Origin of the sequence: Paractinoplanes ovalisporus (assembly GCF_016834655.1) — a bacterium.
Taxonomy (GTDB): Bacteria; Actinomycetota; Actinomycetes; order Mycobacteriales; family Micromonosporaceae; genus Actinoplanes; species Actinoplanes ovalisporus.
The window spans coordinates 97,008-120,419 of sequence record NZ_JAENHP010000002.1 but is presented as its reverse complement, the minus strand read 5'-3'; the positions used below and the strand labels follow the sequence as shown (position 1 = coordinate 120,419).

At 72.8% G+C, this 23,412-nt stretch carries 24 protein-coding genes; 11 read left to right on the top strand and 13 right to left on the bottom strand.

The genetic code is table 11. The features are described from left to right. Positions 1-24 precede the first annotated feature (24 nt). Both JIG36_RS06560 and JIG36_RS06555 read left to right on the top strand, forming a co-directional pair. Positions 25-1,377 (top strand): FAD-dependent monooxygenase, encoded by a 1,353-nt coding sequence (locus JIG36_RS06560; RefSeq protein WP_203375145.1) that lies wholly within the window; start codon positions 25-27, stop codon positions 1,375-1,377. 55 nt (positions 1,378-1,432) lie between these two features. After that, the gene (locus tag JIG36_RS06555) at positions 1,433-3,034 is read left to right on the top strand and encodes a tetratricopeptide repeat-containing protein (protein WP_203375144.1); all 1,602 of its coding nucleotides are present in this window, start codon (positions 1,433-1,435) and stop codon (positions 3,032-3,034) included. Here JIG36_RS06555 and JIG36_RS06550 read toward each other — a convergent pair. The 3 genes from JIG36_RS06550 to JIG36_RS06540 are packed head-to-tail and all read right to left on the bottom strand — an operon-like array spanning position 3,021 to position 5,132. Further along, on the bottom strand, positions 3,021-4,217 hold the full coding sequence (locus JIG36_RS06550; RefSeq protein WP_203375143.1) for an MFS transporter: 1,197 nt from the start codon (positions 4,215-4,217) through the stop codon (positions 3,021-3,023). The genes JIG36_RS06555 and JIG36_RS06550 overlap by 14 nt on opposite strands. Before the next feature lie 60 nt (positions 4,218-4,277). Beyond that, positions 4,278-4,754 (bottom strand): hypothetical protein, encoded by a 477-nt coding sequence (locus tag JIG36_RS06545; RefSeq protein WP_203375142.1) that lies wholly within the window; start codon positions 4,752-4,754, stop codon positions 4,278-4,280. Between the two features lie 21 nt (positions 4,755-4,775). Beyond that, positions 4,776-5,132 carry a cupin domain-containing protein gene (locus JIG36_RS06540; RefSeq protein WP_203375141.1) on the bottom strand — a complete coding sequence of 119 codons (357 nt, stop codon included), beginning with the start codon at positions 5,130-5,132 and terminating at the stop codon, positions 4,776-4,778. Between the two features lie 68 nt (positions 5,133-5,200). On the opposite strand from JIG36_RS06540, the gene JIG36_RS06535 reads away from it, so the two are divergent. Next, positions 5,201-5,794: a TetR/AcrR family transcriptional regulator gene (locus JIG36_RS06535; protein WP_203375140.1), complete on the top strand. Its 594-nt coding sequence runs from the start codon at positions 5,201-5,203 to the stop codon at positions 5,792-5,794. Here the strand turns inward: JIG36_RS06535 and JIG36_RS06530 are convergent. Together JIG36_RS06530 and JIG36_RS06525 are read right to left on the bottom strand one after the other, a co-directional pair. Continuing rightward, positions 5,778-6,626: a deoxyribonuclease IV gene (locus tag JIG36_RS06530; RefSeq protein WP_203375139.1), complete on the bottom strand. Its 849-nt coding sequence runs from the start codon at positions 6,624-6,626 to the stop codon at positions 5,778-5,780. The genes JIG36_RS06535 and JIG36_RS06530 overlap by 17 nt on opposite strands. Then, positions 6,617-8,560, bottom strand: a complete 1,944-nt coding sequence (locus JIG36_RS06525) for a PASTA domain-containing protein (protein ID WP_203375138.1) — start codon at positions 8,558-8,560, stop codon at positions 6,617-6,619. The genes JIG36_RS06530 and JIG36_RS06525 overlap by 10 nt, the downstream gene beginning before the upstream one ends. A gap of 328 nt (positions 8,561-8,888) precedes the next feature. On the opposite strand from JIG36_RS06525, the gene JIG36_RS06520 reads away from it, so the two are divergent. Both JIG36_RS06520 and JIG36_RS06515 read left to right on the top strand, forming a co-directional pair. Then, a complete protein-coding gene (locus JIG36_RS06520; protein ID WP_203375137.1) occupies positions 8,889-9,338 on the top strand; it encodes a hypothetical protein in 450 nt (149 codons plus the stop codon). 89 nt (positions 9,339-9,427) lie between these two features. Continuing rightward, a complete protein-coding gene (locus JIG36_RS06515) occupies positions 9,428-9,778 on the top strand; it encodes an Rv2175c family DNA-binding protein (RefSeq protein WP_203375136.1) in 351 nt (116 codons plus the stop codon). Here JIG36_RS06515 and JIG36_RS06510 read toward each other — a convergent pair. Further along, positions 9,775-10,830 carry a polyprenyl synthetase family protein gene (locus JIG36_RS06510; RefSeq protein ID WP_203375770.1) on the bottom strand — a complete coding sequence of 352 codons (1,056 nt, stop codon included), beginning with the start codon at positions 10,828-10,830 and terminating at the stop codon, positions 9,775-9,777. The two genes, JIG36_RS06515 and JIG36_RS06510, sit on opposite strands and share 4 nt — an antisense overlap. 50 nt (positions 10,831-10,880) lie before the next feature. Between JIG36_RS06510 and metF the strand changes: the two genes are divergently transcribed. The 3 genes from metF to JIG36_RS06495 all read left to right on the top strand — a co-directional run bounded on the left by metF (position 10,881) and on the right by JIG36_RS06495 (position 13,072). Continuing rightward, positions 10,881-11,798, top strand: a complete 918-nt coding sequence (gene metF, locus JIG36_RS06505) for a methylenetetrahydrofolate reductase [NAD(P)H] (RefSeq protein WP_203375135.1) — start codon at positions 10,881-10,883, stop codon at positions 11,796-11,798. 4 nt (positions 11,799-11,802) lie between these two features. Then, positions 11,803-12,459 carry a CDP-alcohol phosphatidyltransferase family protein gene (locus JIG36_RS06500; protein WP_203375134.1) on the top strand — a complete coding sequence of 219 codons (657 nt, stop codon included), beginning with the start codon at positions 11,803-11,805 and terminating at the stop codon, positions 12,457-12,459. Positions 12,460-12,604: 145 nt separating this feature from the next. After that, complete coding sequence (locus JIG36_RS06495; protein ID WP_203375133.1) at positions 12,605-13,072, top strand: MarR family winged helix-turn-helix transcriptional regulator; 468 nt, start codon at positions 12,605-12,607, stop codon at positions 13,070-13,072. A 5-nt stretch (positions 13,073-13,077) separates the two neighbouring features. On the opposite strand, the gene JIG36_RS06490 is transcribed toward JIG36_RS06495, so the two are convergent. Further along, on the bottom strand, positions 13,078-13,557 hold the full coding sequence (locus JIG36_RS06490; protein WP_203375132.1) for an SCO5741 family PH domain-containing membrane protein: 480 nt from the start codon (positions 13,555-13,557) through the stop codon (positions 13,078-13,080). A 144-nt stretch (positions 13,558-13,701) separates the two neighbouring features. On the opposite strand from JIG36_RS06490, the gene JIG36_RS06485 reads away from it, so the two are divergent. Then, positions 13,702-15,141: an MFS transporter gene (locus JIG36_RS06485; RefSeq protein WP_236046062.1), complete on the top strand. Its 1,440-nt coding sequence runs from the start codon at positions 13,702-13,704 to the stop codon at positions 15,139-15,141. Between the two features lie 70 nt (positions 15,142-15,211). On the opposite strand, the gene JIG36_RS06480 is transcribed toward JIG36_RS06485, so the two are convergent. Both JIG36_RS06480 and JIG36_RS06475 read right to left on the bottom strand, forming a co-directional pair. Continuing rightward, entirely contained in the window at positions 15,212-16,570 is a 1,359-nt protein-coding gene (locus JIG36_RS06480) for a hypothetical protein (protein ID WP_203375131.1), read from the bottom strand. After that, positions 16,551-17,075: a SigE family RNA polymerase sigma factor gene (locus JIG36_RS06475; RefSeq protein WP_203375130.1), complete on the bottom strand. Its 525-nt coding sequence runs from the start codon at positions 17,073-17,075 to the stop codon at positions 16,551-16,553. The genes JIG36_RS06480 and JIG36_RS06475 overlap by 20 nt, the downstream gene beginning before the upstream one ends. Before the next feature lie 55 nt (positions 17,076-17,130). Here JIG36_RS06475 and JIG36_RS06470 point away from each other — a divergent pair, with 55 nt between their 5' ends. Beyond that, a complete protein-coding gene (locus tag JIG36_RS06470; RefSeq protein ID WP_203375129.1) occupies positions 17,131-17,331 on the top strand; it encodes a hypothetical protein in 201 nt (66 codons plus the stop codon). Positions 17,332-17,448: 117 nt separating this feature from the next. After that, entirely contained in the window at positions 17,449-18,066 is a 618-nt protein-coding gene (locus JIG36_RS06465; protein ID WP_203375128.1) for a thymidine kinase, read from the top strand. On the opposite strand, the gene JIG36_RS06460 is transcribed toward JIG36_RS06465, so the two are convergent. From JIG36_RS06460 to JIG36_RS06445, 4 genes are read right to left on the bottom strand one after another with little or no spacing between them, the layout of a single operon-like run. After that, positions 18,050-21,058, bottom strand: coding sequence for a coiled-coil domain-containing protein (locus JIG36_RS06460; protein ID WP_236046048.1), 3,009 nt, complete (start codon positions 21,056-21,058; stop codon positions 18,050-18,052). The genes JIG36_RS06465 and JIG36_RS06460 overlap by 17 nt on opposite strands. Beyond that, complete coding sequence (locus tag JIG36_RS06455; protein WP_203375127.1) at positions 21,055-21,693, bottom strand: hypothetical protein; 639 nt, start codon at positions 21,691-21,693, stop codon at positions 21,055-21,057. Before JIG36_RS06455 ends, JIG36_RS06460 begins: the two co-directional genes overlap by 4 nt. Then, entirely contained in the window at positions 21,690-22,202 is a 513-nt protein-coding gene (locus tag JIG36_RS06450; protein WP_203375126.1) for a hypothetical protein, read from the bottom strand. The genes JIG36_RS06455 and JIG36_RS06450 overlap by 4 nt, the downstream gene beginning before the upstream one ends. Next, positions 22,199-23,401, bottom strand: coding sequence for a hypothetical protein (locus JIG36_RS06445; RefSeq protein ID WP_203375125.1), 1,203 nt, complete (start codon positions 23,399-23,401; stop codon positions 22,199-22,201). The genes JIG36_RS06450 and JIG36_RS06445 overlap by 4 nt, the downstream gene beginning before the upstream one ends. Positions 23,402-23,412: the final 11 nt, after the last annotated feature.

Below are 23,412 nucleotides of genomic sequence, written 5' to 3'. Positions count from 1 at the left end.
ATCAGCCTTCCGTACGGTGAATTCATGTTCACTGAATCTAAATTCACCTTGATCGTCGGCGCCGGTCCCACCGGCCTCACCCTGGCCCGCGTGCTCCAGCGGCACGGCGCCCCGTTCCGGATCATCGAGCAGGCCCCGGCGCCGCAGACGGGTTCGAGGGGCAAAGGCATCCAGCCCCGTACGCAGGAGGTCCTCGACGACCTGGGCCTGCTCCCCGCGTTCCGCGACGCCGGCGCCCCCTACCCCGAGCTGCTGATCCACCGGCCCGGCGGCGGCACGCTCGCGCAGCGCATGGACGAGCAGCACGAGCCCACGGCGGCCGCGCCCTACCCGAACATGCTGATGCTTCCCCAGTGGCGCACCGTCGAGCTGCTGGCCGCGGGCGTTCCGGTCGAGTACGGCGTCGGCGTCACGGCCATCACCGACGGTGCCGTGACGCTGTCGACCGGCGAGACGGTGACGCCGCGTCACGTCGTCGGGTGTGACGGCGGGCGTAGCACCGTACGGAAATCGCTCTCTGTTTCCTTCGAGGGCGCGACGGCCGAGGAGCAGCTGACCATCGCCGACGTCCGGATCCCCGGCCTGTCCCGCGACGCCTGGCACATCTGGCCCGGCGACGACGGCCGCTCGTTCCGCCTGGGCCTGTGCCCGATGCCCGGCACCGACGAGTTCCAGCTGACCGCGCCGCCGACCGGCGAGTCCATCGAGGACCTGGTGGCGTCGGCCGGCCTGCGGGTCACGCACGTGGGCTGGACGTCGCACTACCGGGCCAACATGCGCATGGTGTCGCGGTACCGCGCGGGCAACGTCTTCCTGGCCGGGGACGCCGCCCACGTGCACTCACCGGCCGGCGGCCAGGGTCTCAACACCGGCGTGCAGGACGCCTACAACCTGGGCTGGAAGCTCGCGTACGGCGGCGACCGCCTGCTCGACACCTATGAGGCCGAGCGCCTGCCGGTCGCGGCCGGCGTGCTGGGCATCAGCACCCGCCTGCACCGCCGCGCGGCCGACGCCGAGGAGGACGCGATGCGCCGCGACGATCCCGCCCTGAAGCAGCTGTCCCTGAACTACCGTGGCGGCCCGCTGTCGGCCGAACACCGCGCGGCCCCCGGAGCCGTACGGGCCGGAGACCGCGCCCCGGGCCCGATCCTCGACCTGCTGCGGGGCCCCCAGTTCACGTTGCTGGCCTTCCACTGGACGGGCGACCTGCCGGTTTCCTCCCCCACGCAGCACGTCCACCGCATCACTGACCCGCTCGCGGCCGAGACCTACGACGTCCAGGAGCCCACCCTTTTCCTCGTACGCCCGGACAACTACATCGGCTGCGTCACGTCCGACATGGACGATGTCACCCGTTACGTGGACGCCCTCCGCTGAACGCACGCCCGGCAGCTCCTTCCGGGACAGCCCCGCCCGGCCCCACAATGAGCGGATGCCACGGCGGCTGCTGTCGATAACTGTCAACGTGTGCATCGCGACTGCCCTCGCCATCGTCATCAACCTGATCACGAGCGGCTGGAACTGGTGGCTCACGGTCGCCCTCGTCCTCCTGCTCGCCCTGTCGGTCGCCGCGCCCCTCCTGGCCGACCGGGTTCCCGCCACCCCACCGCCCACCGCCAGCTACAGCATCGAGCCGCGGCGCTATCTGGGCCTGCTCTACGACCGTGGCGCTCTTCTCAAGGACATCCGGGACGACCTCGTCGCCCGGGCCGCGGCAGCACCGCCGGCCCCCGGTCCGGTGCTCGTGCTGCACGGTATCGACGGGGTCGGCACCAGCGCGGTCGCCTACGCGATCACGACGCAGGCCGAGCAGCACGGCATCAAGGTGTGGCGGGTCGACGGCGAGCAGCCCGAGACCTTCCACGGCTGCCTGAACGACCTGCGCCTGTCGCTGGTGGGCAGCCGGGGCGAGGGCGGGTACAGCGACCGGGCGAACGAGTTGTGGGACGCCTTGAACGGCTATGGCCGGCCGTGGCTGCTCGTCGTCGACAACGTGGACGACCTGAGGGTCCTCGGGGACAAGCAGCTGACCCGCTGGATCCGGCGGCCACCGGGCAACTCCACCGTCCTGGTCACGACCGCCGACGGGGGCGCGCGAAGGATCCCGTCCGCCGAGACCAGAGAGATCAGCTGCCTGAGCCCGGCGGCCGGCGGGCGGCTGCTCCTCGACGTGGTGCCCGAGGCCGGGGACGCCCGGGAGGCGGAACTGTTGAGCGAGCGGCTGGGCGGGCACACCCTGTCGCTGACGCTCGCCGGTGACTACCTGAGGGCGACCGCCGGGCGCACCGGCACGCCGATGACCTTCCGCGCCTACCGGCGAGGGCTGCGCCGCCGCCGGCCGTGGGATGCGCTCCTGGCCATGGTCATGCCCGAGGAGTCGCGAAAGCTGCGGGAGGCGTGGGACCGCTCGCTCGACGTGATCGAGGCGGAGCTTCCCGGCTCCCGGATGTTCCTCGGGGTGCTCTGCAACGTCACCACCGTGGCGATCCCCCGCGTCCTCCTCGATCCCGGCAAGCTGACGGGATCGGGCCTGGTCGCGAAGACCTTCCCGGTCGACCGCGCCCTCGGGCGCCTCGCCGACTTCGGCCTGCTCCATCTCGACGGGGACGGCGACAAGCAGCTCATCACCGTGCACCCGGTGATCCAGCAGCTCAACCGGAACCAGGCCGAGGCCCGTCGTCAGGCCGGGCCGATCCGCCGCCTCGTCCGCGTTCTCAAGGACTTCCCCGAGAGGCTGGCGCCGCCGGCTCTCCGCCCGGCCGTCCGGTGGGCGACGGCGATCGAGGTTCCGCCGCGCAAACAGTCCCGCCCGACCTGGCTCGGCCGGCTGAACGAGCGGTTCGGCGGGCCGGACCCGGACGATCCCGGCATGACGGTGCGCCCGCCCCGGCCGAAGCCGCGGCCGACCGGCCCCACCGGCGGCGCGCGCACCGTGGTGGTCACGGAGCCCGAACCCCGGCGGACGCCCGCATATGAATACGAGTACGAGTACGGATACAGCGAGCTCGACGACCTGCCGGTCAGGCGGCTCTGACCCGGTCGCCGGTGTGTGCTCGCGAGGCCCGGAGAGCCACCACTGTGGCCGTCACCGACGCGACGGCCGCGATGACCAGGGGGATCGTGGCGCCCAGATGGATCACGGCCGCGCCCAGCGGGATGCCGATCGCGACCGGGCCGAACATGACCGTGCTGGCGGTGGCCGAGACCCGGCCCAGCAGGTGGTCCGGGGTCCGGGTCTGCACGGCGGTGATGGCGGCGATCAGCGTCCAGGGCAGGCCGAGGCCGATCAGCACGCTGCCGGTGACCATGGCCGGCCACCAGGGCAGCGCCTGGGCGACGCAACCGGCGGCGAACACGACGGCGCCGATCGCCGCCACCCGGAGCGGTGACCGGCGGGCCAGGACGCGGCCCACGATCAGTCCGCCGGCGATCGAACCCGCGCCCTGGGCCGAACCCAGGTAGCCCAGGTGCGTGGCGGGCCGGCCCAGATCATGCACGAGGTGCGACAACACCGAGGCGTCCTTGAAGCCCGACATCCCGATGGCGACGGCGGCCAGCAGCACTGGATTACGGACGGCCGGGACACTGAAGAGGGCACGCAGACCTTCCCGGAGACCCCGCCGGCCCGCCTTCCGCCCGCCGCCTTCCGCGGGGCCGCAGTCGCCGCTCCGTTCCACGCGGACCAGGGCGTAGCAGACGGCGGTCAGCAGGGGCATGGCCGCACTCAGGAGGACCACCGCGTCGGGTCCGCGCCAGGCGTAGAGGGCCGCCCCGGCCAGCGGCGCGATCAGCTTCATGCCCTCCTGGGCGCTCGACCGCCAACCGTTGACGTCGCCCAGCATCGACGGCGGCAGGGCGGACGGCAGGATGGCGCTCTCCCCGGCCTCGATCAGCACGTAGCTCGCGCCCCGGGCCAGCAGGACCACGAAGATCAGCCAGGTCGCGGCGGCCGAGCGGACGGCCAGCAGGCTCAGGATGACCACGGCCAGGCCCAGGTCGACGGCGATCACCAGGGGGCGGCGGGGCAGCTGGTCGACCAGGGCGCCCAGCCACGGCGCGGCCAGGGTCGGCGCATAGATGCAGACGGCGGTCAGGGCCGCGAGGCTCACCGAACCGGTCAGGTCGAGCACCCAGAGGCCGGCGGCCAGGGTCATGATCATGCTGCCGAAGCCGGACAGCAGCGAGATCAGCACAAAGAGGACCGCGTTGCGCCGCATGGCGCCTCCCCAGGGTTGAGTCGCGAGGACTCACATCCTGCAGAGTTGAGCGGCAATCTGTCAATCTTTTGGTGACGCCTCGGCCAGCGCGACCCGAAGCCGCTCGACGGCGGCCGCGGTCGGTGCCGGCAAGACCACCTCCGCGAGGTCGGCGATCACCGCCTGGGCCAGCGCGAACAGGGCTCCCCCGGCCGCGTGCGGGACGGCCGACAGGGTCTCGCGCACCAGCACGGCCCGGGTGAAGCGCCGGTCCCAGCGTCGGTCGGCTCCGACCCGGCGATGCAGTTCGAGCGCGGCTTTCCGCAGGCGGGCCAGGCTTTCCCCGTACGCGTCGGGGCCCTGCTCACCCGCACCGACGGCCGCGACCAGGCGCAGCCGGCGCTGCTCGGCGGCCTGGCGGCTGCGCAGCCCGAGCGCGTCGGCGATCTCCCCCCAGGTGGCGCCCTCGCGCCGGGCCCGGTCGATCAGGTCGAGTTCTTGCGCGTCGAGCCGCGCCCGAGCGGCCGGAACCGCCCGGAGGTCACTGAGGTCAGCCACGACCTCAGCTTAGACCAAGTGTCAATGATCTGTTGACAACGGCGACGGCCCCAGCGAGCCACCAACCGGAGCCGGAGCCGAGTCCTTGAGTTCGATGAAGATGCCGTGCGACGGGGTGTCGCCCGTGTTCTCGCCGCTGTGCTCCTGGGCTCCCACCCACCGCACGGCACCGGCCGGAAGCTCCACGTCGACCGACTGCGCGCCGGCGCTGATCCGGCGCCGGAAGGCGGTCAGGGTGTACATGACCGTGTCGGGGTGGCGATGCCGATGGGTGCGGTCGCCGGGCTTGTCGCGGTATTCCAGGACGCGTACGCGGTCGTTCTCGAAGATCACCCGATACAGACCGGGGTCGGTGACGACGGGATCGTCGCTGCTCATGGTGGTCACCTCCGGCTATCCGCCTTCGTGGGACTCCAATACCATGGGACGACGGTACCATTATGGCGATGCCGATACCATATGAGGCGAGCGGACGCACCGAGCAGAAATCCCGTACGCGGAAGGCGCTGGTCGAGGCCGCGCGCGAGCTGCTGTCGGAGGGCTCGACCCCGCGCGTCGAAGACGCGGCAGCCCGCGCTCAGATCTCACGAACGACGGCGTACCGCTATTTCGCCAACCAGCGTTCGCTGCTGCTGGCCGCCCAGCCCCAGATGCAGCCCGACACCCTGCTCGGCCCGGACGCGCCGGACGAGCCACGGGCCCGGCTCGACGCGTTCATGGCCGCCTTCACCGAGTACAACCTGCGGTGGGAGCCTCAGCTGCGGTCGGCACTGCGGCTGTCGCTGGAGGATCCGGGACAGGAACGGCCGCTGCTGCGCCGGGGTCGCGCGATCGGCTGGATCGAGGACGCCCTCGCGCCCCTGCGCGACAGCCACCCCGGTGTCGACCGACGCGCCCTGGCGGTCGCCGTGCGGTCGGCGATCGGGATCGAGTCGCTGATCTGGCTGCGAGACATCGCCGGCCAGACCCCGGAAGAGGCCGCCGCAACCGTGCGGGCGACCGCCCGGGCTTTGTTGGAAGCGGCTATCGCAGGGACTTGAGCAGCGCGATGTCGGCCGCGTGGCCCTCGTGCTCGACCGACGGCGTCTCGACGATGATCGGCACGCCGGCCGTTGCCGGGTGGGTCATCAGCTCGGCGAACGCCGCCGTGCCGATCTGGCCCGCCCCGATCGTCTCGTGGCGGTCGCGGGTGGAGCCGCAGGCATCCTTCGAGTCGTTCGCGTGGATCAGCTTGAGGCGGTCGCGCCCCACGGTCGCGACCAGCGCGTCCAGCGTCTCGGTCATGCCGCCGGGCGTCGCCAGGTCGTGCCCGGCCGCCCACGCGTGGCAGGTGTCGAAGCAGACACCGAGGCCGGGGTGGTTGTCGACCGCGTCGAGGTAACGCTCCAGGTCCTGCACCTTGGAGGCCAGGCTGCGGCCGCCCCCGGCGCTGGGTTCGACCAGCAGCTGCGGCAGGCCGGGCCGGTCGAGCAGCGGCAGCAGGGCCTCGCGCAGCTGGTGGAACGCCTTGTCGTCGTGGGCCTCGTCGACCGAGCTACCGGCGTGGTAGACCACGGCCGTGGCGCCGATGGCCTGGCCCCGCTCGAGCGCGTGGGCCAGCACGGCCACCGACTTCTCGACCGTCAGCTCGGTCGGGGAGCCCAGGTTCACCAGCAGAGCGGCGTGGATGTAGGCCGGCATCCCGCGCTCGCCGATGCCGTCGCGGAACAGCACGTCCTGCTTCGGGTCACCGGGCGGCAGGGCCCAGCCGCGCGAGTTCGAGACGTAGACCTGCAGCGTCTCGGACCCGGCGGCGTCGACGTAGGGCAGGGCCGCCTTGGCCAGCCCGCCCGACGTCTTGGTGTGCGAGCCGATACGACGATCTAGAAGCACTGGATGGCTACCTCGGACTGGGGCGGCACCTGCGTGTTCGGGGCGGGCTGCTGACCCCGTACGAAAGCGTTGCCATTGAAGTCGACCCGCACGCGCAGACCGAGCCCCTCCAGCGTCGCCTTCGCCTGCTGGCACGGCTGGTTGTTCACGTCGGGCACCACGACGAACGGCGGGCCCTTGCTGACGTCGAGTGTGACCTCGTCGTCCTTGGTCGCGCCGGTGTTGGCCTTCGGGGTCTGCCCGATCACCGTGTCTTTCGGCTGGTCGCTGTCTTTGTAACGCTCGACCGCGGTCAGGCCGAGCTGGGCCAGCTCGTTGCGGGCGTCGTTGATGTTCTTGCCGGAGAGGTCGGGCACCCGGATCGGGGCGCGCCCCTGGCTGAGCACAACCGTGACGGTCGACCCGCGTTTGAGGGCCGTGCCCGTCTTGGGGTCGGAGGCGATGACCGCACCCTCGGGCACGGTGTCGCTGTATTGCCCCGCGCCCTCCTTGAGCTTCAGGTTGAGCTGTTCGAGCTCGCCGCGCGCGGCCGCCAGCTCGAGGCCGGCCAGGTCGGGCACGGCGAACCGCTCGGGCCCGAGCGACAGGTTGACCGTGAGGACGCCGCCCTTGACGATCCGCTCGTTGGCCGGCGGGTCCTGCGAGACGACCGTGTCCTTGGCGACGCTTTCGCTGTAGGCCCCGTCGCCGAAGAACAGCTCGAAGCCGTGCTGCTGGGCATAGAGCTCGGCCTGCGCCTTGGTCATGTTCACCATGGGCGGCGAGTCGGTGTAACGGCCCAGCGTCACCCACCACGTGCTGCCGACGACGACCAGCACCATCACGGCCACGGCGGCGCTGAGCAGGATGCGGCGGCGGTCGGGACCGCCGCCCGAGCGCGACCGGGACCGCGGGATGCGGCCGGCCGTGTATTCCTGGCCGCGCGGGGCCTGGTTGGGCAGGCGGGCCCAGTTCGGACGGTCGGCGGCGCCGACGGCGGGCACCACGGTCGTCGCATCGGTGACGGCGCCCCGCGTGGGCGGCACCTGGCGCAGCAGCGCGGTCTCGACGTTGGCCGCCCCGAGGTCGTCGCGGACGGTCTGCACCTCGGCCAGCAGCGCGCCCGCGTCGGTGGGGCGGGCCCCCGGGTCGCGGCGGGTCGCGCGGGCGGTCAGGTCGTCGAGCACCGAGGGCAGGCCCTTGACGATGCTGGACGGGGCCGGGACGTCGTTGTCGACGTGTTCCCAGGCCACCGCGACCGGGTCGTCGCCGTCGAACGGCACCCGGCCGGTGAGCATCTCGAAGAGCACGATGCCGGCCGAGTAGACATCTGTGCGGGCGTCGGCGTGTCCCTCGGTGACCAGCTCGGGCGCCACGTAGGCCACGGTCGCCATCAGCTGGCCGGAATCCTCGGCGCTGCTCGCCTCGACGGCCCGGGCCAGACCGAAGTCGGCCACCTTGACGACCGCGTCGACCAGGTTGGCCACGCCGCCGCTGGGCGCCTCGGCCACCAGCACGTTTTCGGGCTTGACGTCGCGGTGCACGAGCCCGGCGCGGTGGGCGGCGGCGATCGCGGCCAGCATCTGCTCGAGGATCGCCAGCGCCTCCACCGGGTTGAGCCGGCGGCGCTGGGTGAGCAGGTCGCGCAGGGTGTTGCCCTGCACGTATTCCATGACCAGATAGGGCAGGCCCTGATGGCGGCCCTGGTCGTAAACGGCCACGACGTTGGGATGGGTGAGCCGGGCGATCGTCTTGGCCTCGTCGGTGAACCTGTCCACGAAGTGGGCGTTGGTCGCTTGCGACGGGTGAATGATCTTCAGGGCGACGGTGCGTTCGAGCCGCTCGTCGTTGGCCGTGTAGACGGTTGCCATGCCACCACGGGCCACGCGACCGGTGATCCGGTAGCGGCCGTCAATCGTCGTGCCGATCAACGTGTCGGCGACTGTGGTGTCCATCGGCGTGAAGTGTATGTGGCTTTCGCTTGGGGGCAGTCCAGGATGTCACAGCTGAGTCCAAACGGGTACGACCGAACGCGCCACGCCGCCTGATCTGCCCCGGCAAAAGCGGATTTAATGCCGTCGCTTGTGGCGTCGGCCATCCCAGGAACGGCTCGGCGAAACGGATTGCGAGGGGTCCGCGGTCTCGCTCGCGGTGGGGTCCGGGCTGGACGATTGCGACGAATCCGACGGAGACGGTGTCGGCGAGGGGGTCGGCGACGGCGACGATGTGGGCGCCGTCGGGGTGGGAACAGGCGGCTTTCCGTGACTTTCCGGACTTGACGGTTTGTCCGCAGTCCGGATCGGGGCCGGCGGGGGCGGGTCGTCCAGGGTCCGCGGCGCGGTCGGCACGGGCGCCGGCGGCGCGGCGGCATCGGTGACCGGCGCCGCCGGAGCGGCCGGGCCGGCCGGGCCGGGTGCGCGCCCGGCCGGCGAGGACGGCCCCAGCCCGACGGCGCTGGTCACGGCGACCCGCGGCGGGGTGGTCCCGGCGGCCGCGGTGCTCTCCGACACGAGCGACCCCAGCCCGTTCACCACGCCCAGGTACGCCCCGGCCGCCCCCACCACGGTGAGGGTGCCGAACGCGGTCACCGCCAGGGCCCGCCGGGGCCGCCGGGCCGCGGGCGCCCGGGTGACGTCGCCGACCGGGATGTCCAAGCCGAAGGTGCCCATCCCGGTCGAGGTCACGTCCGGACCGCCGGCGGGTGGTTCGGCCGGTGCCCGGCCCATGTCGTAGCGCAGCGAACGCCACGCTCCGGCCACCTCCGTACGGGTCCTGCGCAGCAGGCTCATCGGGTCAGTTCTCCGCTCTCGTACGCTGTAGGAGTGAGCGATTCCGTAACTGCCGGACCGGCCGAGTGGATCAACCTGCCGGACGTGTCCGCGAAGCTCGATGTGTCGATCAGCAAGGTGCACCAGATGATCCGCGACGGGCATCTGCTCGCCGTGCGCCGTGACGGTGTCCGCGTGGTCCCGGCGGAGCTGGTGGCCAACAGCACAGTGCTGAAGCACCTCCCCGGCGTCCTGACCTTGCTGCGTGACTCCGGGTATAACGACGAAGAAGCCCTCAAGTGGCTGTACGAGCCGGACGAGACCCTGGACGGGAACGCGGCGAAGGGCCTCGGCGGGCATCGCGCCCGCGAGGTGAAGAGGCGCGCTCAGGCGCTCGGGTTCTAGACCGTACGGCGGGTGGCGGCGTCGGCCAGGCGGTGCAGCACGTCCCGGGCCTCCGCGTCGACCGGCGCGCCCTCCAGCGCGGCCAGCGAGGCCGCCATCAGCTCGTCGATCCGGCGTTCGGTGGCGGCCAGGGCGCCGCTGTCGCGGATCAGGGCCCGCAGGCGCTCCACCCGCTTGTCGTCCAGCCCCTGGTCGCCCAGGCCGGTGTCGAGTTCCGTACGGCCGTCGGGGTCGAGCCCGGCGAAGGCCGACGCGATCAGATAGGTCCGCTTGCCCTCGCGCAGGTCGTCGCCGGCCGGCTTGCCGGTGCGCCCGGGGTCGCCGAAGACGCCGAGCACGTCGTCCCGCAGCTGGAACGCTTCCCCCAGCGGGAGGCCGAAACCGGCGTACGCGGCCCGCAGCTCCTGCCCCGCCCCGGCGAGAGCCGCGCCCAGCAGCAGCGGGCGCTCGACCGTGTATTTGGCCGACTTGTAGCGTGCGACCTTGCCCGCCCGCTCGAGTGACGTGTCGGCCGTGGCCTGGGTGAGCACGTCGAGGTACTGCCCGACGGTGACCTCGGTGCGCATCTCGTCGAAAACCGGGCGGGCCCGGGTCAGCTCGGCTGGGCCGGCCCCCGAGGTGTGCAGCAGCTCGTCCGACCAGACCAGCGCCAGATCGCCGAGCAGCACGGCCGCGCTGTCGCCGAACGCGGCCGCCCCGCCGCGCCAGCCCGAGGCGGTGTGCCGGGCCTCGAACCGCCGGTGCACCGACGGCTCGCCGCGCCGGGTGTCCGAGCGGTCCATCAGGTCGTCGTGGATCAGCGCGCTGGCCTGCACCAGTTCGAGCGAGGCGACCGCGGCCACGATCTGGTCGGAGTCGGGGCCGCCCGCACCCCGGAAACCCCAGTAGGCGAACGCGGGCCGCAGCCGCTTGCCGCCCTTGAGCACGAAGTCCTCCAGCGCCTCGGCGACGGCGGCCAGGGCCGGATCGATGCCGGTCAGGCGGGAACGCTGCTCACCGAGGAAGGCAGCGAGCGCCTTGTCGACGCGGGCGCGCAGGTCGGCGGCTTCCAGGGGCGAGGTCACGGGACGAAACTAGCGGACGCCCTCGGTAGAGTTGCCGTGTGGCTCTCGGACTCCCCTCACGTCTCCCCGCGACGCCGGCGATCGGCGAACTCGTGCGCGGGCCGGCGCCCACGTTCTCGTTCGAGTTCTTCCCGCCCAAGACGCCGGCGGGCGAGCAGCTTCTGTGGCGCGCGATCCGCGAGCTCGAGTCGCTGCGGCCCAGCTTCGTCTCGATCACCTACGGCGCGGGCGGCACCACGCGCGACACCACGGTCGCGGTCACCGAACGGGTCGCCACCGAGACCACGCTGCTGCCGATGGCCCATCTCACCGCGGTCAACCACTCGGTGGCCGAGCTGCGCAACGTGATCGGCCGGCTGGCCGGGGCGGGCATCCGCAACGTCCTCGCGGTGCGCGGCGACCCGCCCGGTGACCCGATGGGTGACTGGGTCCGGCACCCCGAGGGTGTGCTCTATGCGGAAGACCTCGTGCGCCTGGTCAAGGAGGCGGGCGACTTCAGCGTCGGGGTGGCCGCGTTCCCCTACAAACACCCGCGCTCGGCCGACGTCGAGACGGACACCGCTCATTTCGTGCGGAAATGCCGGGCCGGAGCCGATTTCGCGATCACCCAGATGTTCTTCGACGCCGACGACTACCTGCGCCTGCGTGACCGGGTCGCGGCGACCGGCTGCGACACCCCGATCCTGCCCGGCGTCATGCCGGTGACCCGCATGGCGACCATCGAGCGGTCGGCCCAGCTGTCCGGGGCGCCGTTCCCGCCCGCGCTGCTGGCCCGCTTCGAGCGCGTCGCCGGCGACGAGGCCGCGGTCCGTGAGCTCGGGGTCGAGCTGTGCGCCGAGATGTGTGCCCGCCTGCTCGACGAGGGCGTGCCCGGCATCCACTTCATCACCCTGAACCGGTCGACGGCGACGCGCGAGGTCTGGCAACTGCTGGCGCCGCTCTCCGCGGCCGCCTAGCGCCGTGCTCTGGGACGACTACGCCACGGCGTGGTCCGGGCTGCACGGCGGCTTCGATCCGCGGCGGGCGTCCGTGCTGGTCCGGGGCTGGGTGCGGATTGCGTACGGAATCGGCTCCTGGCTCGGACGGCGCGGGATCGGCCCGATGGCGGTGACGACCGCGGGTCTGCTCGTCTGCCTGTCGGTGCCGGTGGCGGCCGGAACGCTGGGCCGCTGGGGCCTGCTGCTCGCGGCGGTGCTGGTGCTGGTGGCCGCGCTCGCCGACGGCCTGGACGGCGCGGTCGCCGTGATCACCGGCCGGGCCACCCGTCTCGGGTACGTCTACGACTCGCTCGCCGACCGCCTGGGCGAGGCGGCCTGGCTCACCGCGTTCTGGCTGGCCGGCGCCCCCGGCTGGCTGGTCGTCACCGCGGGCGCGGCGTCGTGGCTCCACGAGTACGCCCGGGCCCGGGCCACCGCAGCCGGCATGTCCGAGATCGGCGTAGTCACGGTGGCCGAACGCCCGACCCGGGTGCTGGTCGCCATCTTCGGCCTGCTCGCCAGCGCCGCGATCGGTTGGTTCATCAGCGTGGTGACGATGGCCTGGCTGTTCCTGGCCGTGGCCGGAGGCGTCCAACTGGCCGTCGCGATCCGTCGCGCCCTGGCCGAGAGTGATCGTTAATCGGTTGTGAGCGCGCGGTCGCCGATCGTACGGTTGTCCACATCGGAGCCGCCGGGCCGGGCGGCGGGCCGACACGGGGGCAGGTCCGCCGACCGTCCCGGCCCCGAATCATCCGCTAGCGGATAATCCGAGCTACGCTGCACAGATGTCCGCCCCCGAGCGCACCGAACGCGACGTCACCGGCCTGCTCAACATGGCCGGGCACGCCCTGTCCAACCGCCTGTCGGCGGCCCTGACCGAGGTCGGCCTCTCCGCTCGCATGCAGTGCGTTCTGGTGCACGCGCTCGAGCGGGAACGCACCCAGATCCAGCTGGCCGCCCTGGCCGACATGGACAAGACCACCATGGTCAGCACCGTCGACGAGATGGAGCGCCTGGGCCTGGCCGAACGCCGCCCGAGCGCCACCGACCGCCGCGCCCGCATCATCGCCGTGACCGAGAAGGGTCGCCGCGCCGCCGAGGAGGGCCAGCGCATCGTCGACCGCGTGCACGCCGACGCGCTGAGCAGCCTGCCGGACGATGCCCGGGCCGCTTTCGTCGAGGCCCTGGGCCGGCTGGCCGACACCACCCGCGACACCGGCCCCCAGCCCGTACGCCGAGCCCGCGGCCGCTGACCCCTTCACCCGACCCCGACGGGCGTCCTGATCCGGTCGCGCAGCTCCTGGTAGACCGCGCGGAACACGTCTGCGCGGCCGTGGAAGTCGAGGCCGCGCTCCCACATCGCGGTGTTGAGGCGGCGGCCGTCGTGCAGGGTCAGCATGATCGTGCGACCGGCCGGAACGCGCCACGGGCCGACCCGCTCCACGACCTCCTCGACGGTGACCGCCTCGATCGCGACCCATTCCACCGTGCGCGTGCGAACGACTCCGCGGAGGCGCAGCCCGGTGTCGCTGACGTAGAGCCCCATCTTCCCGACCTGCCACGAGCCGGCCGCCCAGGCCAGCGCGAACGTCACAGCGAGCACCCAACCGGCGGCGCTTCCGAGGTCGAAGAGCCGGACGGTGGTCCAGTGCAGGTAGGTGAGCCCGGCCGCCTCCCACGCGATGACACCCCAGCGACCCGCGCCGGGGTGGTAGGCCCGCTGCCAGTTCTCGCTCATGAAGCTCCGCTCTTCCGCCCGACGATGCCGTCGCAGGTTACTTACGGGCGGGACGAGCTCAGGGTTCGGCGCGGGTTCGAAAGGGGAGCGGTCGTCATCCCGTACGGGATCGTCTGTTTACGGATTATCTGTTACGGTCGGGCCATGACCCCTTCCGTGAACCGTCGTGGCGCCGCGCTCGCGGTGCTCTGCGCGATGTCCCTGATGATCGTTCTGGACAGCACGATCGTGGCCGTCGCCGTTCCCGACATTCAGCGCGATCTCGGCTTCACCGACGCCGGGGTGTCCTGGGTGGTGAACGGCTACCTGGTCGCGTTCGCCGGTCTGCTGCTGCTCGCCGGGCGCCTCGGCGACCTGGCCGGCGCGTGGCGGGTCTTCCTGGCCGGGCTGGGCCTGTTCACGGTGGCCAGCGTGCTGTGCGGCCTGGCCGGCACGGCCGGAATGCTGATCGCCGGCCGGTTCGTGCAGGGCGCGGGTGGTGCACTGGCGGCGGCCGTGGTGATCGGCATGATCGTGCGGCTGTTCCCCGAGCCCGCGGCGCAGGCCCGGGCCATGGGCATCTACAGCTTCACCCAGGCCGGCGGGGCGGCGGCCGGATTCGTGCTGGGCGGCGTGCTCACCGACGCGCTCGGCTGGCCGGTGATCTTCCTGATCAACGTGCCCATCGGTGTCGCCGTGGGGCTGGCCGGGCGGCGCCTGCTGCCCCGCGAGACCGGCACCGGGCTGGGCCGGGGCCTCGACGTGCCGGGCGCCCTCCTGATCACGGGGGGACTCTCGCTCGGGGTCTACTCCATTGTGCGTACGGGGGAACCGCAAGCCGGACCGGCCGCGGCCGTGACCGGCGCACTCGCCGTCCTGCTGATCCTCGGTTTCCTGCTGCGGCAGCACACCGCCGCCCGCCCGCTGATCCCGCTGACGATCCTGGCCCGCCCGTGGCTGCTGAAGGCGAACGCGGCCGTCGTGCTGGTCTTCGCCACCGGCATGGGCTTCCAGTTCCTGAACGCCCTGTTCGTCCAGCGTGTGATGGGCTACGACGCGCTCGGCACCGGCCTGGCGTTCCTGCCCACACCCATCGTGATCGGCCTGGTGTCACTCTTCGTAGCGCCGCGGCTGACCGGCCGTCTCGGCCCGCGCCCGGTGCTCATGGCCGGCCTGACCCTGCTGGTCGCGGGGCTGCTGCTGCTCGGCCGCATGCCGGTCAGCCCGTCCTACGCGACCGACATGCTGCCCCCGCTGATCGTCATGGGCCTGGGCGTCGGCGTCACCGTCCCGTCGATCATCATGCTGGCCATGGCCGGCGCCGCCCCCGCCGACACCGGCCTGGTCTCCGGTTTCAGCAACACCGCGCAGCAGGCCGGCGGCGCCCTCGGTCTCTCGGTGCTGGCCGCGCTGGCCGCCGGGCGCACCGCTTCGTTCCCCGGGCCCACAACCGAGGCGCTGCACGCCGGTTACACGCTCGCGTTCCAGGTGGCCTCCGGCTTCGTGCTGACCGCCCTGCTGATCGCCGCTTTCGCCCTGCGCACCCCGAAGATCAAAACCCCGGAACCGCGGACGTACGCATCGTCGACGCCCCAGAAGCACTGAGGCGAGCCGCCGGAACCGCGACCGGCGCGGCCGGCCCGGCCGTAGCGCGCGACCGGGATGTTCCCGGTGGTCACCCGGGCGGTCGCCGGCGCCGCGCGACCAGCCCGGCCCCGGCCAGCGCGACCAGCGCCGCCCCGGCGACCCACCACCGCCCGCGATCGGCCGGCCGGGCCGGAGCCACCGCCGGGGACGATCCGGCAGCGATCACCCGGTCGGCGACGTCGATCGAGGTCATCTCGCGCGACGGCGCCGACAGCACGGTCCGTTCGCGGCCGTCGCGGGCGAGGATCACGAGCCGGGCCGACTCGACCCGCCTCTGATCGGTGTGACCGTGATCCGGCACGAGGGTGCGGGTGCCCGTGACGAACCCGGCCACCTCCGCCCCGGCGACCGGCGAGAGCGTCACGAGGACCGGCTCGTTCGACGGCGACCAGCCGATCTGACGCACCGCCACCAGGCCGGGCAGCTCGCGATAGCGGGTCGGGGTCCCGGCCCCGGTGTGCGGGTGGACGGCGACCAGCTGCCACCTCGAGGGATAGGCGTCCCCGTCGCAGCAGCGCTCCTGCCGCAGCAGGTTGAGGCGGCCGCTGTCCGGGTGCCAGGCCCCTCGCCCGGCCAGCCGCGCCCCCTCGGGCGCGTCGAAGTGGCTGATCACCACGTTCCTCGTCGGCTCGGGGCGCACGACGCTGATCGTCCGCCCGGACTGGTAGGCCATCCAGCCGTTCTCCGCGAAGGCGACCGCGTACCCGTCGAGCAGGTCCGTCGGGTCCAGCACCTCGACGGCCCGCGAAATGTCCCTGATCTGGTCGTAGAGAAACAGCGTGGCCCGGCCCGGGACACGCCGGCCGTCCTCGCCGGGCTTCGCCATGTGGGAGATGGCGGCCAGCCAGCGCCCGTCCCGCGACCACGCCTGCGGCACCACCACATCGGGTTTCTCGGCGATCGGCGGGTATTCGGTGAACACCCCGGTCATCAGGTCGACCACCCCGTCGGGGACGGCCAGCCGGGACCCGTCGGGTGACAGGATCGACTGCTCCCCGGCGTACGGGGAATCGCTTCCGGGAACCCGGCGGTAGACATCCTGGCCCTCGCCGACCACGGTCAGGTCCTGGCTGTCCCCGGAGCCGAAGACGACCGATGCCCGGCCGGGCGGTGCCTGCTCGACGGTCTTGATGCCCGGCCGGGGCTTGCTGACCCGTTCGGGCAGCGACGGCGGCGTGGGGGACGGCGTGGCCGGTTCCGCTTCGAAACGGTGCCACCCCATCGGGGCGACCACCACCAGCGCGACCAGCACCATCACAGCGGCGACGGCCGCGGCCCGGCGGCGCGCCCGGTGACGGCGGGCCCGGCCGTAGGCGCCGTCCACCAGGTCGTACGCCGGAACAAGCTCGGCCGCGTCCCGCAGTTCCTCACCCAATCGCAAGGTCACGGCGCCCCACCTCCTCGTCGATCAGGTGCGGGGCCCGGGTCCGCAGCCGCGCCAGCGCGTCGTGGGCGTGGCGCTTCACCGCGCCGACCGAGCAGCCGAGCATGTCGGCCGCCTGGGCCTCGGTCATGTCCTCGTAGTAACGCAGCACGATCACCGCCCGCTGCCGGGGACTGAGCTCGCCGAGCGCCCGTTCGAGGCTCATCCGCAGGGCCGTCGTCCGGTGCGGGTCGTCGCCACCCGGTTCGGGCGGCACCGCGGCCAGGCTCTCCGCCACCCGGCGGCGGCGCCACCACGACATCTGAAGGTGGTACATGGTGCGGCGCACATAGCTCTCCGGATCCCCGTCACTGAGCTTGCGCCAGTGCCGCAGAACCCGGGCCAGCGCCGCCTGCACCAGATCCTCCGCGGCGTGGTGATCCCCGGTCAGCAGATACGCGGCCCGCGACAGCGCCGGCCCACGCGCGGACACGAAGTCGCGGAACCCGGGGTACTGCTCGTCGTCCACGTCTCTTCAAACGTCCAGGTTGATCAGAATGGTTGGGGGGGTAATCATCGATGAAATGCAGCCCGACTACGACACCGATCCGGAGCGCTTCCGCACCAACCAGCGCGCCACCGAGCTGTTCTCCCACGCCGGCGATTCGTTCGACGCCGTGGCCGCGCTCTGCCCGACGCCGCCGCCGCGGCCACGTTCCTGCGCGGCCGTGGCCTCTCCCCCGACGCCGCCATCCACGAGGCTCAGCGGCTGGAGACCCCGATGACCGTCACCAAGCGGGGCGCTGTGATCTGGGCCCGCCGCCGCTGACCGGTGATCCGGAGTCCAAAGATCGTTTTATATGCTTCCCCGCGGTCGGCGACGAGAGGCGAGTGTTCACGCGGTGGGTCAACTGCACTTCCGGTACGCGGCGATGAACAGCGGCAAAAGCACCATGGTGTTGCAGTACCGGCACACGTACGCCGCCTGTGGCCGCAACGGCCTGCTGATGACCAGGCTCGACCGGGCCGGCGAGGGCATCGTCTCGTCCCGCATCGGGATCAGCGCCGACGCCATCGAGTTCGGCGCCACGACCGACCTCGCACAGATCGCGCTCACCCACCCCGGCACCCCGGTCGACCACCTCATCGTCGACGAGGCTCAGTTCCTCTCGGCCGCGCAGGTCGACCAGCTGGCCGGGCTGGCCGACGACCACGACATCGACGTCTTCACGTTCGGGCTGCTCTCCGACTTCCGCGGCGAGCAGTTCCCCGGCTCGTCCCGCCTGGTCGTGCTGGCCGACGTGGTCGAGGCGCTCCAGGTCTATCCGATGTGCTGGTGCGGGCAGCAGGCCCGGATGAACGCCCGCGTCAGCGGCGGCGTCATGGTCCGCGACGGCGACACCGTGCTCGTCGGCAACACCGACAGCGACGCCGCGACCCGCTACGTCGTCCTGTGCCGGCGGCACCACCGGGCCGGCCTCCCCTACGCCCCCGCCCCCGAGATCACGTTGGCGGCCTGAACGAGGTCATCCAGTCGGTGAGCAGCTGCACCCGGGCGGTGTCGGCCTCGCTTCCGATCACCACCGGGGACTGGTTGTAGGGCATGACGTCGGACGGGCGGCGCAGCTTGATGTACAGGCTGGACGCCCCGATCGCGTAGCGTTCCATGTCGTCCTGCAACGCGCCCACCACGCTGATCGCGCGGTCGCGGCCGATGTTCTCGAACAGGGCGACCGCGTCGCGGCGGTGGGCCGAACCGAGGTTGCGGCCGAGCTCGTCGAGCACCAGCATCAGCGGCCGGTCCTGGGCGCCGGCCAGGGCGGCCGCGCACACCAGTTTCACCGCCTTGTCGTCCATCTGCGCCGTGTTGCCGCGCAGCCGGTACGACGACGGTGGTTTGCCCTCGCCCCGGCGCCAGCGCGGGGTGATCGTCCACTGCCACGGCTTCTTCGGGTCGGCCGGCGCCTCGGGCTCGGGGAAGTCGAGGCTGCCGCCGTAACCCCCGTACGTCTGGTCGAGCCGGTCGAACTCCTCGGACACCTGCCGCAGCTTGGTCCGGATCGCCTTGGCCGTGGTCGCGCGCAACGCCTCCGACGCCAGCCGCGCCTCCTCCAGGGCGGCCTGCGCGCCGCGCAACGTCCGCGTCTTGCCGGCCCGCTCCTGCTCGATCTGGGTGGCGTTGTCCCGGTCGACCCGCTCGTGCTCGGTCAGGAATCCGCCGACGATGCGCAGCACGTCCGGGATCAGGCGCACGTACGCCGCCGAGCGCCGGTCCCGCCGCTGCTCGTCGACCACCCGCAGCTCCTCGGGCCGGTTCTGCTCGGGGTCGCCGGGCGGGAAGCAGGCCGCCCGGGCCTCGTCGGCCTGGCGTGCGCACAGCTCGTCCCAGTCGGCCGGCGACCGCCGCTGCTCCACCTCGTCCAGCGTGGTCAGATGCTGCTCGGCCGTCTCGACCGTGCCCGCCCAGGCCGCGTGCAGCCGGGGCAGGTCGAGCTCCGCCCGTTGTTCGCGCAGCTCCGTCCACCGGGCCCGGTTGTTCTCGCGTTCCCGTTTCAGGTTGGCCAGCACGGTGGTGGCGGCCTCGATCTGCCGGGCCCGGGCGTTCCGCTCCCCCAGCGCCGCCTCGTAGCCGTCCTTGGCCGTCCGCAACGCCCCGGCCAGCCCTCGGAGCTCGTCGTCGACGGCCGCGTTGCGGGCCCGCAACCGCTGGATGTCGTTCTGCACCCGGGTCGCGGCAGCCTCGGCCCGCGAACCCCGCAGGTGTTCCTCGGCCCGGCTCCGGGCCCGTTGTGCCTGCTCCGCCGCCTCGTCCGCGGCCCGGTCGTCGGCGCCGGCCCGTTCCCGCCCGGCCCGGGCCGCGCTGATCCGCCCGGCCCTCCCGGTCAGCGCCTCGGCGAACCCGGCCACGCCGTGCACCCCGGCCGCGGTGTCGATGTGGCCGTCCTTGCCGGCCCGGTCGGCCAGCGCGGCCCGGAAGCCGTCGACGTCCTCGACGAGCAGTGACCCCGGCAGCGCGGCCAGCAGCGGAACGGCTTCGGCGGGGGCGACGACCGCGTGCCGGTAGGGCAGCAACCGCGTCTCCCACTCGGCGCGCTCCTCTTCGGCCAGCGAGATCACGTCGACCAGCGGCACAGCCGTGATGCCTTGTTCGCGCAGCAGGCGGACCTGCGCCACCGCCACGTCCTCGCCGCGTTCGGCCGCCGCCAGGGCCTCCGCCGCCACGCCGACCGCGTGTTCGGTGCGCCCCTTGGCCCGCTGCGCCGCCCGGATCTGTTCCTCGGCCGCCTGCACCTCGGCCGCGGCCTGCTCCTCCGTACGCCCGTCGGCCGCGGCCGCCTCCTCCCGCAGCCGCCCGATCTGCTCGGTGAGGGTCTCGGCCTTGCCGACGTTCTGGCTGTGCTCGTCGTGCAGCGCCTTCTCGGCCGCCTTCAGGTCCTCGTAGGCCGTGATCCGCGCCCGGCCGCTCTGCTCGAAGGCCTGGTCGTCGGAGAGCCGGTCCACCTCCTCGGAGGCGCCCGCGACCTGCTGTTCCAGGTCGTCCAGCCGGCTCTCCTGGGCGGCCACGGCGGTGGCGATGCGGTCGGCCTCGTGCACGCCGTCGACCAGGTAGCGCGCACACCGCGCCCGCCAGCTGTCCTCGGCCCCGGCCAGCAGGGTCCGCGCCCGCTGCCGGTCGGCGATGCCCTGTTCCACGACCCGCATCCGGCCGTCCCAGAGCTCGTACTCCTCCTGCGCCTGCTCGGCCTTGGCGGCCTGTTCGTACTCCTGGGCCCGGGCCTTCTGCTCCAGCTCGATCTCGCGGGTCAGGCCGGTCAGCGCCCCGACGGCGTCGAAGATCCGTTCCGGCGACAACTCGTTGAGCGGCTGCGCGAGCAGGTTCGCGGTCAGACTGGCCCGTACGGAGGTGGACAGGAACGACACGCAGCGCACGGTCGAGCCGTACAGGGTGCGGGCCAGCCGGTTGGCCCGGATGTCGGTGCGCCCGTTGCCCTTGGGCAGCGCGTCCCACAGGGCATCGGCGCCGCCCGCGCGTTCGTTCTCGGTTTCCCCGTACGGAACGTGGAGCCGATGCGCCCACCGGAGCTCGACGTGCGGGCTCTGCCGGTTGATCCGCAGCCACACGGTCAGCGCCGCCGCTTCGAGCTCGTCATAGCTGTCCGCGGCCGGGGGCACGAACACGCCGATGATGTAGCCCCGGTCGGCGTTGGCGTGCATCGACTCCTGCCCGGCGAGCTCGGCCGTGAACAGCAGTTCGGCCGCGGCCTGGGCCCCCGACTGGAGCCGCCACTGCTCGTCGGCGTGCAGCAGGCTGAGCCCGGCGATGAACGACGACTTGCCCGCGCCGTTGGAGTCCGAGGGTCCCTGCCCGGCCACGGTGATCAGCCCCCGCGCCGTGATCGGCACCGGGTGGGTGGAGAGGCGCGAGATGTTGACCATCTGCACGCCGGCGAGGACCCGCGACCCGACGAGGTCCTCGGCGGGGCCGTCGGGCGGGGCTGGGGCTGTCGTCAACGCGTGTCTCCGGGGTCGTGCCGTCGGCGTTCGCGGATGGCGGCCGCGAGGGGGTGGTCCGGGGCGGCGGCGAGGATCAGCTGGTCCTGCAGCTGCTCGCGGGCGGCCGGGGTGAGGCGGTTGAGCTGCGGCCCGGGCACGTACCCGCCGTCCTGCTCCCCGGCCCGGATGTTGCGCAGCAGCCCGCAGGCGGTGAGCCGGCCCAGCGCGGCCCGGGCCTCGGTGGCCGGCACCTTGCTGTCGCGCAGGATGTCCTGCAGCGTGGCCGGGTAGGGGCTGGCCCACGAGTCCTGGCTGATCAGCTCCTCGCTGCGCGGGATGGCCACCGAATAGACCAGCACCAGCACGAGGACGGCCCGGTCGGCGAGCGGCAGCGGTTGCCAGCCCAGGCCGGTCAGCTCGGCCCGCACGGCGTCGTCGAACCCGGACGTGAAATGCAGCCCGTCCACCGAGACCAGGGTGCGGCCGGTGCGGCGCAGCAGTTCCCGCAGCCGTTCCTGGCTGGTCGCGTCGCCCAGGGCGGGCAGATATTGCCGGTGCACGGGTTCGGTCGCGTTCTCGAGCAGCGCGTACGCGGCCTCGACCATCTCGCGCCGGCGGTCGGTGAGCGTCGCCAGCACCTCGTCGAAGATCATGCGGGCACCATCCGCCAGAGCTCGCGCAGGGTGCTGAGTTCCAGATTCCCGTACGAGGCGATCCGCGGGCCCAGACGCACGGTGTCCGCCCCCTCGAGCAGCAGCCAGCCCGCAGCCGCCAACCGGCGTGACGCCCCGGTCAGCAGCGCCTTGCGGCTCACCGCGTTGCGCCCCGGCACCAGCCGCTGCAGCACCTGGTCGACCTGGTCGAGGGTGGCCGCGGCACCCGGCCACGGGTCGGTCGCCGGGTCGGGCCAGCAGCACCGCACACACGCCGCGAGCACCCGCAGCGTGCCCTTGCTGTCCAGCATCGCCGGGCCCGGCACCCCGTATTCGGCCAGCACCGCCGGTCCCGCGCTCTCCGGCCGGTCGGGGATCAGCCAGACCGCCTGCGCGTCGGCTTCGACGATCCGGCGCAGCCCGTCCGGGGTGGGACCTCCGGTGGCCACCCGTTGCGGTCCGCCCGAGCGGATCCGGGCCCACCACAGGGCCGTGTCGCGTTCGTTCATGACCGGTGGAACCAGCCTTCGCTGACCCAGGTGCGCGACGAGGTGGGGTCCACCTGCCAGCCGTCACCCCAGGTGAGCCCGTACGGGATCTCGTCGCGCAGGTGGATCGCGGTCAGGTCGGACAGCACGCGCCGCCCGGCCGGCCAGTCCCCGGCCTCGGCCAGCAGCTCGGCCACGGTCGCCTCGGCCCGCCCGGCCAGCAGTTCCTCGGCCCGCAGGGCGAGCTGGCGCAGTTGCGGGTCGGTGTCCATCTCGGCCGGCGGCGGCTCCTCGTCGGTGCGCGGGCGCGGCGGCGGCACCCGGCCCGCGTCGGCCTGCAGCCCCTCCTCCACCGCTTCGAGCATGTCGTCGACCGTGAACAGCGGCTCCGGCGCGTCGAACAGCAGCCCGTCGAGCGCCTGGGCCAGGTCGGCGGTGCTGCTCTCGCGGGCGAAGGTGCGCCACCGCTCGGTCGGCAGCAGCCCCAGCGCGCGCGTCCGGCCGGCGTGGGCGAGCAGGCGCCCGGCCGCGGTGTTCAGCGAGTCCCGGTAGGCGGCCAGCGCCATCCGCAGCTGGGTGCACTCGGGCAGCAGCTCGGGCCAGCGGTCGGCGGCCGCGTTGTGGAAGACCCGGGCCTTGTCGAGCAGGTCGCTGTTGCCCAGCAGCGGCTGCGCCTGGGCCTGCAGCGACTCGACGGTCGCCGACTTGGCCAGCTGCATGATCGGGTTCGAGAGCAGCCGGAACACGGTCGTCATCTCGGCCAGCTGTTCCCGCACCACGGCCGGGGTCGTCCCGGCGTCGTCCAGCGCGAGCCGGGCCATCGACAGCATGCGGTGCAGCTCGGCCTGCCCACCGGTCTGCGACAGCCGCCGCAGGAACAGCAGCATCACGTACGGCGCGAAGGTCGCTTGATAGAACATCTCGTGCGGGCGCTCGTTGACCCGCGTGACGGCCCGGTAGGACCGCAGCACCTCGAAGCGCCGCCGCACCCGGTCGGCCGGCAGCCCCGCACAGGCCAGCACCACCTGCTCGACGCTCATGCCGGCCGGCCCCGCCCCCGCGAACGCCCGCAGGATCGCCTCGTCGGCCGCCACCGAAGCGGCGTCGTCGACCATGCCGTTGGCCTCACGCGCCAGCACCGCGAACACCTGACGGTAGATCCCCAGAACCGCCGACTCGGCAGCAAGGTCGTCAAACGTGAGAGCAGCGGGTTCCGTCATGGCCCCACGAC

Excerpts from the sequence above, each read along its gene's own strand:
- JIG36_RS06560 (WP_203375145.1), top strand. The coding sequence starts at position 25 with ATGTTCACTGAATCTAAATTCACCTTGATCGTCGGCGCCGGTCCCACC.
- JIG36_RS06555 (WP_203375144.1), top strand. The coding sequence starts at position 1,433 with ATGCCACGGCGGCTGCTGTCGATAACTGTCAACGTGTGCATCGCGACT.
- JIG36_RS06550 (WP_203375143.1), bottom strand. The coding sequence starts at position 4,217 with ATGCGGCGCAACGCGGTCCTCTTTGTGCTGATCTCGCTGCTGTCCGGC.
- JIG36_RS06540 (WP_203375141.1), bottom strand. The coding sequence starts at position 5,132 with ATGAGCAGCGACGATCCCGTCGTCACCGACCCCGGTCTGTATCGGGTG.
- JIG36_RS06535 (WP_203375140.1), top strand. The coding sequence starts at position 5,201 with ATGCCGATACCATATGAGGCGAGCGGACGCACCGAGCAGAAATCCCGT.
- JIG36_RS06525 (WP_203375138.1), bottom strand. The coding sequence starts at position 8,560 with ATGGACACCACAGTCGCCGACACGTTGATCGGCACGACGATTGACGGC.
- JIG36_RS06495 (WP_203375133.1), top strand. The coding sequence starts at position 12,605 with ATGTCCGCCCCCGAGCGCACCGAACGCGACGTCACCGGCCTGCTCAAC.
- JIG36_RS06490 (WP_203375132.1), bottom strand. The coding sequence starts at position 13,557 with ATGAGCGAGAACTGGCAGCGGGCCTACCACCCCGGCGCGGGTCGCTGG.
- JIG36_RS06485 (WP_236046062.1), top strand. The coding sequence starts at position 13,702 with ATGACCCCTTCCGTGAACCGTCGTGGCGCCGCGCTCGCGGTGCTCTGC.
- JIG36_RS06470 (WP_203375129.1), top strand. The coding sequence starts at position 17,131 with ATGCAGCCCGACTACGACACCGATCCGGAGCGCTTCCGCACCAACCAG.
- JIG36_RS06455 (WP_203375127.1), bottom strand. The coding sequence starts at position 21,693 with ATGATCTTCGACGAGGTGCTGGCGACGCTCACCGACCGCCGGCGCGAG.
- JIG36_RS06450 (WP_203375126.1), bottom strand. The coding sequence starts at position 22,202 with ATGAACGAACGCGACACGGCCCTGTGGTGGGCCCGGATCCGCTCGGGC.
- JIG36_RS06445 (WP_203375125.1), bottom strand. The coding sequence starts at position 23,401 with ATGACGGAACCCGCTGCTCTCACGTTTGACGACCTTGCTGCCGAGTCG.